The 12,709-nt window shown below is 68.5% G+C and carries 12 protein-coding genes; 8 read left to right on the top strand and 4 right to left on the bottom strand.

Going from position 1 to position 12,709, the window contains the following annotated elements; translation table 11 throughout:
• From QGN30_RS17825 to era, 3 genes are read left to right on the top strand one after another with little or no spacing between them, the layout of a single operon-like run.
• A complete protein-coding gene (locus QGN30_RS17825; protein WP_263646491.1) occupies nucleotides 1-1,221 on the top strand; it encodes a hypothetical protein in 1,221 nt (406 codons plus the stop codon).
• A gap of 38 nt (nucleotides 1,222-1,259) precedes the next feature.
• On the top strand, nucleotides 1,260-2,570 hold the full coding sequence (locus tag QGN30_RS17820) for a hemolysin family protein (protein WP_008255591.1): 1,311 nt from the start codon (nucleotides 1,260-1,262) through the stop codon (nucleotides 2,568-2,570).
• Nucleotides 2,563-3,462 carry a GTPase Era gene (era, locus tag QGN30_RS17815; RefSeq protein ID WP_008255596.1) on the top strand — a complete coding sequence of 300 codons (900 nt, stop codon included), beginning with the start codon at nucleotides 2,563-2,565 and terminating at the stop codon, nucleotides 3,460-3,462. Before QGN30_RS17820 ends, era begins: the two co-directional genes overlap by 8 nt.
• An 8-nt stretch (nucleotides 3,463-3,470) precedes the next feature.
• Here era and QGN30_RS17810 read toward each other — a convergent pair whose 3' ends face one another.
• A complete protein-coding gene (locus QGN30_RS17810) occupies nucleotides 3,471-4,931 on the bottom strand; it encodes an aminotransferase class I/II-fold pyridoxal phosphate-dependent enzyme (RefSeq protein ID WP_036458648.1) in 1,461 nt (486 codons plus the stop codon).
• 76 nt (nucleotides 4,932-5,007) lie between these two features.
• The gene (locus QGN30_RS17805; RefSeq protein ID WP_008255598.1) at nucleotides 5,008-6,498 is read right to left on the bottom strand and encodes an amidase; all 1,491 of its coding nucleotides are present in this window, start codon (nucleotides 6,496-6,498) and stop codon (nucleotides 5,008-5,010) included.
• A gap of 62 nt (nucleotides 6,499-6,560) precedes the next feature.
• On the opposite strand from QGN30_RS17805, the gene recO reads away from it, so the two are divergent.
• From recO to QGN30_RS17790, 3 genes are all read left to right on the top strand, one after another.
• Nucleotides 6,561-7,358 (top strand): DNA repair protein RecO, encoded by a 798-nt coding sequence (gene recO, locus QGN30_RS17800; protein ID WP_008255600.1) that lies wholly within the window; start codon nucleotides 6,561-6,563, stop codon nucleotides 7,356-7,358.
• A gap of 165 nt (nucleotides 7,359-7,523) precedes the next feature.
• The gene (locus tag QGN30_RS17795; RefSeq protein WP_008255602.1) at nucleotides 7,524-8,393 is read left to right on the top strand and encodes a decaprenyl diphosphate synthase; all 870 of its coding nucleotides are present in this window, start codon (nucleotides 7,524-7,526) and stop codon (nucleotides 8,391-8,393) included.
• Nucleotides 8,393-8,821: a hypothetical protein gene (locus QGN30_RS17790; protein ID WP_008255604.1), complete on the top strand. Its 429-nt coding sequence runs from the start codon at nucleotides 8,393-8,395 to the stop codon at nucleotides 8,819-8,821. The genes QGN30_RS17795 and QGN30_RS17790 overlap by 1 nt, the downstream gene beginning before the upstream one ends.
• 3 nt (nucleotides 8,822-8,824) lie before the next feature.
• Here QGN30_RS17790 and QGN30_RS17785 read toward each other — a convergent pair whose 3' ends face one another.
• Nucleotides 8,825-9,220 carry a Fur family transcriptional regulator gene (locus QGN30_RS17785; RefSeq protein WP_008255605.1) on the bottom strand — a complete coding sequence of 132 codons (396 nt, stop codon included), beginning with the start codon at nucleotides 9,218-9,220 and terminating at the stop codon, nucleotides 8,825-8,827.
• A complete protein-coding gene (locus QGN30_RS17780; protein ID WP_173662756.1) occupies nucleotides 9,217-9,642 on the bottom strand; it encodes an ArsR/SmtB family transcription factor in 426 nt (141 codons plus the stop codon). The genes QGN30_RS17785 and QGN30_RS17780 overlap by 4 nt, the downstream gene beginning before the upstream one ends.
• 183 nt (nucleotides 9,643-9,825) lie before the next feature.
• Here QGN30_RS17780 and QGN30_RS17775 point away from each other — a divergent pair, with 183 nt between their 5' ends.
• Nucleotides 9,826-11,217 carry a glycine--tRNA ligase gene (locus tag QGN30_RS17775; protein ID WP_038535844.1) on the top strand — a complete coding sequence of 464 codons (1,392 nt, stop codon included), beginning with the start codon at nucleotides 9,826-9,828 and terminating at the stop codon, nucleotides 11,215-11,217.
• 251 nt (nucleotides 11,218-11,468) lie between these two features.
• Nucleotides 11,469-12,689: a PPE family protein gene (locus QGN30_RS17770; RefSeq protein WP_038538568.1), complete on the top strand. Its 1,221-nt coding sequence runs from the start codon at nucleotides 11,469-11,471 to the stop codon at nucleotides 12,687-12,689.
• Nucleotides 12,690-12,709: the final 20 nt, after the last annotated feature.

Genomic DNA, 12,709 nt, shown 5'->3' with positions numbered 1-12,709 from the left:
ATGATCGTCGCCATCCCCGGCACGGTGGCGCAGGCGGCGCCCTGCGCCGGCGCGGGCTCGAACCCCGTGTCCTGCCAGCGCTGCATGTTCTACGTGAACGCCTATCACACGGCGAACGTGTGCAACGAGGACAAGCGCGGCGTCCAGGGGCCCGCGAGCAACGCGCCGACACCGGTTCCGCAGGTGCCCATCCCGGCGTACGAACCGCCCCCGCTTCCGCCGCCGGTGCAGCAACCGGTGGTCCTGCCGCCGCCCAACGCGGGCCAAAACACCGTCCCGGTGCTCGAGATCAATCCGCCCGGCCCCGATGCGCCGCGAAACGCCCCGGTGGTCGCGCCGCCGCGAGGGCTGGATGCGCCCTCGGTGGCGATCGCAGCGGCGAAGGCCGCGCCGGTAACCCGCGCCGACCCCGCCAACCCGCCGAAGCCGCCGACCGAGGTGGACTTCAACCAGCAGGTGCAAAACGTGGTGAATGCCCACCGGCAAAACGTCGACATCCTCAAGATCGACGAGCACCGGTTCGTGCGGCCGCGCCACTGGGACTACGTCGACTACGACGATGCCTACCGCCGCCCAACCCTCTACAACCCGCTCAATCAGGCGATGACGTTCCGTTACTTCTACAACGGCGCCTACCAGCAGCTGTACCTCCCGCGCGGAGCGCGGATGGTGCTCGACGCCGCGACCGTCGGCGTCGTCCCGTTCACCGCGGTCGGCGACAGCTATGTGGCCTCGGGCAGCTTCTACGGGGGTGGCTCGCTACCGCTCAACGGATACAACGGGCCACCGCCGCCGGACTACAAGCCGCCGGCGCCCCCGAAGCTGTACGACAACGTCGTCGTGTCCGTTCCCGCCAAGGGCGAGACCGTGGAAGTGGGCCACGTGGCGGTGGTGGGCCACGACGGTAGCCAATCCCCGGGGAGCCAGGACACGTTCCTGCTCGACGACTCCACCCTGGCCTGGGGCCAGATCGACAACTCCAGCAGCGCGCCCGCCCAGATCCGGGTGATCAAGACCCAGCCGACGCCGGGCGTCGGCCTCACCGACGACGGCGGCTTCTTGGTGCTGCTCGCCGTTCACCACCCGGAGCCCGGCCAACCCCATCAATCCGTGTGGACCATGGCGCTGCGCTTCGGTGGGTTCGCCGTGGTGGTGGGCCTGGTCGCCTGGCTGCTCAATCGCCGGAACCGCAGCGAGGACGACGCCGCTGAGTCCTCGTGATGCCACAGGGGAATAGTGACCACGTCGAGGGATGACCGTTGACCGGCTGGTCTGAGCTGTTCGCCGCGGTCGCGTTGATCGCGCTGGGCGGGCTTTTCGCCGCGATCGATGCGGCCATCAGCACGGTGTCGCTGGCCCGTGTTCAGGAAATGGTGCGCGACGAGCGGCCGGGCGCGGTGGCGCTGTCCAAGGTGATGTCGGAGCGTCCCCGCTACATCAACCTCGTTGTGCTGCTGCGGATCACCTGCGAGATCACCGCGACCGTGCTGCTGGTGGTGTTCCTCTATGACAACTTCGGGCTGAAGTGGGGATTGTTCGGCGCCGCAGCCATCATGGTGGTGACCAGCTTCGTCGTCATGGGGGTGGGCCCGCGCACCCTCGGCCGCCAACACGCCTATTCCATCGCGTTGACGACGGTGCTTCCGCTGCAAGCGATCTCGTGGTTGTTGATGCCGATCAGCCGGCTCTTGGTGGTGCTGGGTAACGCGGTCACCCCGGGGCGCGGGTTGAGGAACGGGCCGTTCGCCTCGGAGATCGAGCTGCGCGAGGTCGTCGACCTGGCTCAGCAGCGTGGCGTGGTCGCCGCCGAGGAACGCCGGATGATCCAGTCGGTCTTCGAACTCGGCGACACCCCGGCCCGCGAGGTCATGGTCCCGCGCACCGAGATGATCTGGATCGAAAGCGACAAATTCGCCAGCCAAGCCATCAACCTGGCGGTGCGCAGCGGCCATTCCCGCATCCCGGTGATCGGCGAGAACGTCGACGACATCGTCGGCGTCGTGTACCTGAAAGACCTTGTCCAGCAGACGTTTTTGTCGGGCGGCGGCGGGCGGACCATCCCGGTGGCGCAGGTGATGCGGCCGGCGGTCTTCGTGCCGGACTCCAAGCCCTTGGACGCCCTGCTGCGCGAAATGCAGCGCGACCGCAACCACATGGCCCTGCTCGTCGACGAGTACGGCGCGATCGCCGGCCTGGTCAGCATCGAAGACGTGCTCGAAGAAATCGTCGGCGAGATCGCCGACGAGTACGACCAGGCGGAGACGGCGCCGATAGAAGACCTGGGCGACAAGCGTTTTCGGGTGTCGGCTCGGCTGCCGATCGAGGACCTCGGCGAACTGTACGGCGTGCAGTTCGACGACGACCTCGACGTCGACACCGTCGGCGGGCTGCTCGCCCTGGAATTGGGCCGGGTGCCGCTGCCGGGCGCCGAGGTGATCTCCCACGGTTTGCGGCTGCACGCCGAGGGCGGCACGGATCACCGTGGGCGGGTACGCATCGGCACCGTCCTGCTCAGCCCCGTCGAATCCGACGGCTCACCCGATGGCGAGGAACCCCCGCAGCATGACTGAATTCCGTTCCGGCTTCGTATGTTTGGTCGGCCGGCCCAACACCGGGAAGTCGACCCTGACGAACGCGCTCGTCGGGACCAAGGTCGCGATCACCTCGAAACGGCCCCAGACCACCCGGCACACCATCCGGGGGATCGTGCACCGGGACGACTTCCAGATCATCCTGGTCGACACGCCGGGTCTGCACCGCCCGCGCACCCTGCTGGGCAAGCGGCTCAACGACCTGGTGCGCGACACCTACGCCGAGGTGGACGTGATCGGGCTGTGCATCCCGGCCGACGAGGCGATCGGCCCGGGCGACCGGTGGATCGTCGAGCAGATTCGGGCGACCGCGCCCAAGGCGACACTGGTCGCCATCGTCACCAAGATCGACAAGGCGCCCAAGGACCGGGTCGCCGCGCAGTTGGTCGCGGTCAGCGCGCTGGTCGGCGAGCAGGCCGAGATCGTCCCGGTGTCGGCGGTGGCCGGGACGCAAATGGACGTCCTGATCGACGTGCTGGCCGCGGCGCTGCCGCCCGGGCCCGCCTACTACCCCGACGGGGAACTGACCGACGAACCCGAAGAGGTGTTGATGGCCGAGCTCATCCGGGAGGCGGCCCTGGAGGGGGTGCGCGACGAGCTGCCGCACTCGTTGGCCGTGGTCATCGACGAGGTCAGCCCGCGGGAGGACCGCGACGACCTGATCGACGTGCACGCGCTGCTCTACGTCGAACGCGACAGCCAGAAGGGCATCATCATCGGCAAGGGCGGGGCCCGGCTGCGCGACGTCGGCACCGCCGCGCGCGCCCAGATCGAGAAGCTGCTGGGCACCAAGGTGTACCTCGACCTGCGCGTCAAGGTCGCCAAGAACTGGCAGAGCGACCCCAAACAGCTTGGCCGGCTGGGCTTTTAGCGGGCTTTCTACGTGGCGAGCACCCGGATGGTGTTCAGCGACGGATCGGCCGCATCGGGCAGATTCATGCCGGCATTGACGCCCGAGCAAAGATAGTCCAGCACGGCATCGTTGAGACGCTCACCCGGCACGACGGCGGGGATGCCCGGGGGATAGGGGGTGATCTGCTCGGCGGCGATGCGGCCCGCGACGCTGTCCGTGGACACCGTTTCCACCCGCCCGAAAAACGCGTCACGCGGCAACTCGACGGACTCCAGTTGCAGCTCGTCGGGCGAGGGCAGCGCGATGCTCGGCGGCGGCTCGAAGTCGTCGGCGGCGGTGCGCCACGCGCGCAGCGCGTCGGTGAGACGCCCCAGGGTCTCCTTGTCGTCGGCCATCGACAGGGTGGCCAGGATGCGGCGGTGATCGCTCATCCCCACGTCGATGTGCGCGTGCGCCCGCAGCCAGTCGGCGGCCTGATAACCCGAAGTGCCCGTTGCGGATACGTCGATCAGCACCTGCATCCGGTCCAGGTCGTGGGACGCCTGCGCGCCGAGCAACTCGTCGTCGAGAACCTCCACATCCGGGATGAGTTCGATCTCCTCACGCACGTGTCGCGTCAAATCGAGTGCGGCACCGAGCAATTCATGACCGTGCTGCACCATCTGCCGGCGCCAGCCGTCCATGGCGGCGTACAACAGGACGCTGGGACTGGTGGTCATCAGCTGATCCGCGCAGGCGGACAGGCGATCCCGATCGATCAGGTCGCCCTGCAGGTGAAACACCGAACCCTGCTCGAAACCGGCGCCCATCTTGTGCACGCTGACCACGCAGACGTCCGCGCCGGCGTCCATCGCCCAGGTCGGCAGGTCCTCGTGGAACGGCAGGTGTGCGCCCCACGCCTCGTCGAGGATCAGCGGCTTTCCGCGCCGGTGACACACCTCGGCGATCCCGGCGATGTCGGCGCAGGTGCCGTAGGGGCTGGGGCTGACGACGAGCGCGCCGGCGGCCTCGGGGTGCTTGTCCCAGGCCTGTTCGACCTGCTCCGGCGAGGGCGGATGAGAGAAGTGGTGCGCGGCGTCCCAGCGGGGGGTGATCCAGCGCGGCTGCACGCCGGAGAAGATCAGCCCCGCCACGATCGACTTGTGGCTGTCGCGGCTGACCAGCAGGCTGCCCTCGCCGCCGGCCACCGCCATCATCGCCGCCCGCACCGACAGGGAACTGCCGCAGGTGGAGAACCACGCGGTGTCCGCGCCCACTGCCTCGGCCATCAGGTCTTCGGCGTTCTTCAAGTACTTGTTGCTGGTCCGGCGGTCATCCAGGCCGCCGCTGGCCAGTACGTCGTCGAGGAAGGGTTCACGGCCCAGGACCGCGAGGACCCGCTCGTCGGTGCCGCGGCCCTGCCGGTGGCCGGGCGGCGTGAACCCGTATCGGTTCTTTTCCCGATAGTCGGCCAGCGCATCGAGCAGTGGGGCGTCGGATTGGTCCATGGCGAACGTGTACCCGCCTCGTCGGCAGGAAATTCACCGCTCCGACCTGCCCAGACGGCGGGACGCGGCGGTGATCTCAGCCGCTGGGCGCGGGCGCCGGAGGGGTGTCCGCGCTCTGGTGCCACCAGGGTTGGGGCTGCTTGCTGGCCCATCCGCACACGGCTTCGAGCTCGGCGGCCAGCGAGATCAGCATGCCCTCGCTGTTGGCCGGGCCCATCAGCTGCACGCCGATCGGCAGGCCTTCGGAGGTGAAGCCCGCCGGAACGTTGATGGACGGCCACCCCAGGACGTTCCACGGGAACGTCAGCGGGCAGGCCGCGATCATGGCCCGGTCGGTGCCGAAGCCGCTCAACCGGTCGAAGGCCCGCGCCAGCGGCGGGGGCTGGGCGGTGGTCGGCGCCAACACCACGTCGACGATGTCGAAGATCGAACCGACCCGGCGCTGGTCGGCCGCCTCGTGGCGGCGGGCGCTGCGCAGGATCGCCTGCCCCAGCGCGGCGCCCATGCGCAGGTTGGACAGGGTCCGGGGGTCCAGCACGACGCCGTCGCCCAAGCGCTCCTCCCAATCCCGCAGGCCCGCGGTGGACCGGGCGAGAAAGTCCCACGACAACCGCATGCCGTAGTCGGGGTTGCCGGACACCACGGTGTGGCCCAGCAGTTCGAGTTGGTTACCCACGGCGCGCGTCGCCGCCAGGATCTCCGGGTGCAGCTTGGGCCGGAAACCGGTGTAGGGAAACCGGGTTGACAGCGCGATGTTCAGCGGGCCGGGCGCCTTGCCCACATAGTCGGAGGCGGTGATCGCGGGCGGTTTGTGACGGTCCCCCTCGACGTTGCCGGACGCGGCGTCGAGCACCAGCGCCGCGTCGGCGACCGTGCGGGCCAGCACGCCGTTGACCGTGATGCCGTTGAACGCCTCCGGCAGCGGCCAGGTCGAGATCCGTCCGCGCTGCGGCTTGATGCCCACCAGGTGCGTCCATGCCGCGGGGATGCGGATACTGCCGGCGCCGTCGGACCCGATGGCGGCCGTGACCAGGCCCGCGGCCACCGCCGCGGCGCTGCCACCCGACGACCCGCCGGGGGTGTGCCGCCGCGACCAGGGGTTGCGGGTGTGCCCGAAACCGGGTCCGCTGGTGAACGGCCACTGGCCGAGCTCACACGTGTTGGTCTTGCCCACGATCACCGCGCCGGCGGCCTTGAGGCGGCGCACCACCTCGGCGTCGTGCGTCGCCGGCGGAACCGTCCCCTCGGTGCCGAACGCAGTGGGCACGCCGGCAATGTCGACGTCGTCCTTGACGGCGATCGGGATGCCCAGCAGCGGGGCGGTGTCCCCGGCCGCGCGGCGCCGGTCGGCCTCGGCCGCGTCGGCCAGCGCCGACTCGGTGAGCACCACCCGGAAGGCGTTCAGCGTGGGCTGGCTGGCGTGGATGGCGTGCAGCGAACGACCCACCAGGGTGGTGGACGTCACCGAGCGGCTGGCCAACTGATAGAGCAGGTCGGTCAGCGTGGGCAGGCGCTGGTTGCCGGACCCGGAAATGGACCCGACTCCCGACCCCGAAGCGCCAATCACGGGGTACGAGACTAGACGGCGCGGATACCCGCAATGTCGCGGCGGGGTGCAAAACTATGGGGATGCGGCTATACCGAGACCGAGCTGTTGTGCTGCGCCAGCACAAGCTCGGCGAAGCCGACCGGATCGTCACCCTGCTGACCCGTGATCACGGGCTGGTCCGCGCGGTGGCCAAGGGCGTTCGTCGTACCCGCAGCAAATTCGGTGCGCGGCTGGAGCCATTCGCGCACATCGACGCGCAGTTGCATCCCGGCCGCAACCTCGACATCGTCACCCAGGTCGTCTCGATCGACGCGTTCGCCACCGACATCGTCAGCGACTACGGCCGCTACACCTGCGGGTGCGCCATGCTGGAAACCGCCGAACGCCTCGCCGGTGAGGAGCGGGCGCCCGCCCCGGCCCTGCACGGGCTCACGGTGAGCGCCCTGCGGGCGGTGGCCGACGGCCGCCGGTCCCGGGGCCTGCTGCTGGACGCCTACCTGCTGCGGGCGATGGGCATCGCCGGTTGGGCGCCGGCGCTGAACGAGTGCGCCCGTTGCGCCACGCCCGGTCCCCATCGTGCGTTTCATGTCGGCGCCGGCGGCAGCGTCTGCACCCACTGCCGCCCGGCCGGTTCGACGACGCCGCCGCCGGGGGTGCTGGACCTGATGTCGGCGCTGCACGACGGCGATTGGGACTTCGCCGAGAAGACGCCGCAGTCGCACCGCAACTACGTCAGCGGTCTGGTGGCGGCGCACCTGCAATGGCATTTGGAGCGGCAGCTCAAGACGTTGCCGCTCGTCGAACGGACGTATCACGTCGACCGCACCATCGCCGATCAGCGCGCGACGCTGATCGGGCAGGATATGGACTGTGGCTAAAGTCTGGGCCGGCGGACGGGCGGTGATCACATCCGTCACACCCGCATCTGCGTCAACCGGCATGTGTTGTGCCCACCTCCGAGCGACAAAAGCGGGTCACCCGAACGTGTCGCTCGGAGGTGGGCACAAGACACACGCCCTGCGACCGAGGCCAGTGGGGCGCTGGTGACACACCGCGGTTTCCCGCAGCTGCCCCCCGCGCCCGACGACTATCCGGTCTTTCCCGACAAGTCGACCTGGCCCGTCGTGTTTCCGGAGCTGCCGCCGTCCGCCGACGGCGGCCCGTGCCGGCCGCCGCAGCACACCTCCAAGGCGGCCGCGCCCAGGATCGAGGCCGACCGGCTGCCCAACCATGTGGCCATCGTCATGGACGGCAACGGCCGCTGGGCCACCCAGCAGGGGCTGACCCGTACCGACGGTCATCGAGCCGGGGAGGCCGTGGTCATCGACATCGTCTGTGGTGCAATCGAAATCGGGATCAAGTGGCTCAGCCTGTACGCCTTCTCGACCGAGAACTGGAAGCGTTCGCCCGAAGAGGTCCGCTTCCTGATGGGCTTCAACCGCGACGTGGTGCGGATGCGCCGGGTGAACCTGAATGCGATCGGGGTCAAGATCCGGTGGGTCGGGTCGCGGCCCCGCCTGTGGCGCAGCGTGATCAATGAGCTGGCGATCGCAGAAGACATGACGAAGGACAACGACGTCATCACCGTCAACTACTGTGTGAACTACGGTGGTCGCGCCGAAATCGCCGAAGCCACAAAGGAAATCGCACGGCTGGCCGCGGCCGGACGGCTGAACCCGGAGCGCATCACCGAGTCGACGGTGGCGAACCACCTGCAGCGGCCCGACATCCCCGACGTGGATCTGTTTTTGCGGACCTCGGGGGAGCAGCGGTCCAGCAATTTCATGCTGTGGCAGGCGGCATACGCCGAGTACATCTTCCAGGACAAATTGTGGCCCGACTACGACCGTCGCGACCTGTGGGCCGCCTGCGAGGAATACGCCTCGCGCAACCGCCGATTCGGGAGCGCATAGTGCCATCGCTACAGGAGCGTCTGGCGTCGATCCTCCGCGATGTCCTTGCGCTGCAGGAGGAGACCGACGGCGCGCTGACCGTTCACCATGACGGCACCATCGCCTCGTTGCGGGTGGTGAACATCGCCGAGGGCCTTGACCTGGTATCGCTCACCCAGATATTGGCGTGGGATCTGCCGCTGACCAAGAAGCTGAGCGATCAGGTGGCCAAGCAGGCGCGCGACAGCAACTTCGGCAGCGTCAGCCTCATCGAGAAGGTCAATGACAAAGCCGTGCAGCGTAATTCGGGCAAGGGCGCGGCCAAGAACGCCGATGTGATGCTGCGCTACAACTTTCCCGGCGCGGGCCTCACCGACGATGCGCTGAGGACCTTGATTTTGCTGGTGCTCGACACCGGCGCCCAGGTACGCCGCACGCTGACGGCGTAACCGTCAGGGCATGCACTCCGAACAGGTGCCGAAGATCTCGATGGTGTGGCTGACGTCGGAGAAGCCGTGCTTGGCGGCCACGGCCGTCGCCCACTCCTCGACCTCGTGATCGCCCACCTCGATCGTGGATCCGCAACTGCGGCAGACCAAGTGGTGATGATGGTGTTCCGAACACCTGCGGTAGACCGACTCGCCGGTGTCGGTGCGCAGCGTGTCGATCATTCCCGCCGCGGCCATCGACTGCAGCGTCCGGTAGACGGTGGTCAGCCCGATGTTCTCGCCGCGCCGGCGCAGCTCGTCGTGCAGATCCTGCGCCGAGCGGAATTCGTCGAGTGTCTCCAACAGCGTCGAGATCGCCGCGCGCTGACGGGTCGAGCGAACGCTCGCTCCCGATGTCACGGGGTGTCCTCGCTCGCGTGCGCGACGGCGTCCACCACGATGTGCGCGAGGTGATGATCGGCGAGCCGGTACAGCACCTCGCGCCCGGACCGCTCTCCGGCAACCACGCCCGCCGCCTTGAGGATCTTCAGGTGCTGGCTGACCAGCGGCTGGGGCACGCCGAGCGCGTCCACCAGCTCGTGCACGCAGCGATGCGACTCGCGCAGCTGCAGGACGATGGCGATGCGCACCGGCGCCGCCAGCGCCCGCAACAACTCGCCCGCGGCGTCGAGGATCTCCCGCGGGGGTGGGACGGGGTAATCGGCCAGTACGGAGTGCCCACCGGCGCCGAGTCCGCCGTGGTCGTGGGTGACCGCGTCCAGGTCCGTTCCCATGTCGCCGTCGGTGGCGGACGGCATCGACGCAGAACGTGAGGGGGACATCATGGGAGCGGCATCACCTCGAGAAGTGCCAGGTAGTGGGAAAGTATCCGCCGTATCGGCTGCACTCCACTGTCACATGCATGATGACGCATGTCAAAGACCGCGGCGCCGATCGCTACCATGACTGATGCTCTGCGCACGGCGGTCGCCCGCCAAGCGCGCCCACCCAACCCCGGAAAGGGAGTGCACCACCCCGTGGCGTCCGTCATCGACACCGTAGTGAATCTGGCCAAGCGGCGCGGCTTCGTTTTTCCCTCGGGAGAGATCTACGGCGGAACCCGGTCGGCGTGGGACTACGGCCCGTTGGGTGTGGAGTTCAAAGAGAACATCAAACGTCAGTGGTGGCGCGCGGTGGTCAGCGGGCGCGACGACGTCGTCGGCCTGGATTCGTCGATCATCTTGCCGCGGCAGGTGTGGGTGGCCTCGGGCCACGTCGAGGTCTTCCATGACCCGCTGGTCGAGTCGCTGATCACCCATAAGCGTTACCGCGCCGACCATCTCGTCGAGGCCTACGAGGCCAAGCACGGCCACCCGCCGCCCAACGGACTGGCCGACATCCGTGACCCCGACACCGGCGAGCCCGGGCAGTGGACCGAGCCCCGCGAATTCAACATGATGCTCAAGACCTACCTGGGTCCGATCGAGACCGAGGAGGGCTTGCACTATCTGCGTCCGGAGACCGCGCAGGGCATCTTCGTCAACTTCGCCAACGTGGTGACGACCGCGCGCAAGAAACCGCCCTTCGGCATCGGCCAGATAGGCAAGAGCTTTCGCAACGAGATCACCCCGGGCAACTTCATTTTCCGCACGCGCGAGTTCGAGCAAATGGAAATGGAGTTCTTCGTCGAGCCCTCGACCGCGAAGGAATGGCATCAGTATTGGATCGACACCCGGCTGCAATGGTATGTCGAGTTGGGTATCGATCCGGAGAACCTGCGGTTGTTTGAACACCCGGCCGACAAACTGTCGCACTACTCCGATCGCACCGTCGACATCGAGTACAAATTCGGCTTCGCCGGTAACCCGTGGGGTGAGCTGGAGGGCGTCGCCAACCGCACCGATTTCGACTTGGCGACGCATTCAAAGCATTCCGGCGTCGACCTGTCCTTCTACGACCAGGCGACCGACGCACGCTACATCCCGTATGTCATCGAGCCCGCCGCGGGTTTGACGCGGTCGTTCATGGCCTTCCTGATCGACGCCTACGTCGAGGACGAGGCCCCGAACGCCAAGGGCAAGATGGAAAAGCGCACGGTGCTGCGGCTGGACCCGCGGCTGGCCCCGGTCAAGGCGGCGGTGCTACCGCTGTCCCGGCACGCCGACCTGAGCCCCAAGGCCCGCGATCTGGCGGCCGAACTGCGCCAGTTTTGGAATATCGATTTCGATGATGCGGGCGCGATCGGGCGGCGCTATCGGCGCCAGGACGAGATCGGCACGCCGTTCTGTGTGACGGTGGATTTCGACTCACTCGAGGACAACGCCGTGACGGTGCGCCGGCGCGACGACATGACCCAGGAACGCGTCGCGATGAACACCGTGGCCGATTATCTGGCGGCACGGCTCAAAGGCTGCTAATCACCGGGCCGCCGTCGGCGGTGCCATATCGGGTCCCGTTGCGTCGGTGCGCGTCTGGCCGACTCGCGCCGCCGTGAATGATGCGCGGTCGCCGGTTCGCATTTGCGAAATAAGGTTTGCTTAAAAATCGGGCCGCGATGGTGGCGGTGCCCTAGGATCTGCCGTGGGGCATAAGTAGATAGCTAGTTGAGCCATGGGCGGATGTCGGGCGTCTGTCGCTGGAGCCGTTGACTCGGTCGGTTGGGGTGTGGATGATTCCCGCGTTTTTGTTCTTCCCTCCGGAAATCAACTCGGCTTTGATAGTCGGCGGCCCCGGTGCTGGACCTCTATTCGAGGCGGCCTCCGCGTGGGACGGACTGGCGGCGGAGCTGTCGTCCTCGGCGGCCTCGTTCAACACCGTGGTGACGGACCTGGCTGCGGGCCCCTGGACGGGTCCTTCGTCGGCATCGATGACGGCCGCCGCGGCGCCCTACGTGCAATGGCTGCTGATCGCCGCCGCGGAGGCGGAGGTGGCCGCGATCCGGGCCCGGCTGGCGGCGCTGGCGTTCGAGGGGGCGGTGGTCGCGACGGTGCCGCTGCCGGCGGTGCTGGCGAATCGTGCCCGGTTGCTGATCCTGATCGCGACCAACTTCTTCGGCCAGAACACGGCGGCGATCGCGCAGACCGAGCTGGAGTACGTCGAGATGTGGGCGCAGGACGTGGCCGCGATGGTGGGCTATCACGCGGGGGCCCAAACGCTGGTGGAGACGTTGCCGGCGTTCACCCCGCCGCCCGCGGGTCTCGGCGGCGCGGCGTCCGCGGGCCTGGCGGGCCTGGCCGACCTGGTGACGGCGCCCCTGACGCTCGCGTCCCAGTTTTTCCAGGGCTTGTCCTCGCTGGGGACCGCGTTCGCGTCGCAGCTGCAATCGGTGTTCATGGCGCTCTCCCCGGCGGTCTCGTCGCTGACGTCGTTGATGACCTCGACGCCGGTGGCGACCTTGACGACGGTGGCCCAGGCCGGCATGTACCCGGCCAGCGCGCTGATGCCGCCCATGGTGGCGCTGGCCCAGAGCACCGGCCCGGTGGCGGCCGCGCCGCCGGCGGCGCCGGCGCCGGTATTGCTCAGCGCCACCAACGTGGCCGCCGAGGCCCCGCGCAGCGCCCATAGCGTGCTGTCCGACCTGCAACCGCTGGCGGGCGGAGGGCTGGGCGCGCTGGGCGTCGCGTCGGCGGGCCTGGGGACCGCGCGGTTCGTCGGGGCGATGTCGGTGCCCGCGGCGTGGCAAGGGTCGATGCCGGCGTACGTGCCCGCACCGGCGGTGTCGGGTGTGGCCACCGGAGCGCCCGCGGCGACGTCGGCCGCGGCCGGGTCGGGTAACGGCGTGCCGATGACGGCCATGCCGGTGGGCGACAAGGGGCCCGAGGGGGACAAGCGCGGCACCAAGGCGGAGGTGGTGCGGTCACGGCCCAAAGTGGTGCCGCGAACCCGATAATCGCGGTGCCGCTGTTGCGG

The sequence above is a fragment of the Mycobacterium sp. 3-98 genome (assembly GCF_035918355.1).
Classification (GTDB): domain Bacteria; phylum Actinomycetota; class Actinomycetes; order Mycobacteriales; family Mycobacteriaceae; genus Mycobacterium; species Mycobacterium intracellulare.
Note: the sequence above shows the minus strand (reverse complement) of the source record. Positions and strands in the feature narration are given on the sequence as shown.

Coding starts and splice junctions, on each gene's coding strand:
- QGN30_RS17825 (WP_263646491.1), top strand. CDS start 1: ATGATCGTCGCCATCCCCGGCACGGTGGCGCAGGCGGCGCCCTGCGCC.
- era (WP_008255596.1), top strand. CDS start 2,563: ATGACTGAATTCCGTTCCGGCTTCGTATGTTTGGTCGGCCGGCCCAAC.
- QGN30_RS17810 (WP_036458648.1), bottom strand. CDS start 4,931: ATGGACCAATCCGACGCCCCACTGCTCGATGCGCTGGCCGACTATCGG.
- recO (WP_008255600.1), top strand. CDS start 6,561: ATGCGGCTATACCGAGACCGAGCTGTTGTGCTGCGCCAGCACAAGCTC.
- QGN30_RS17780 (WP_173662756.1), bottom strand. CDS start 9,642: ATGTCCCCCTCACGTTCTGCGTCGATGCCGTCCGCCACCGACGGCGAC.
- QGN30_RS17770 (WP_038538568.1), top strand. CDS start 11,469: ATGATTCCCGCGTTTTTGTTCTTCCCTCCGGAAATCAACTCGGCTTTG.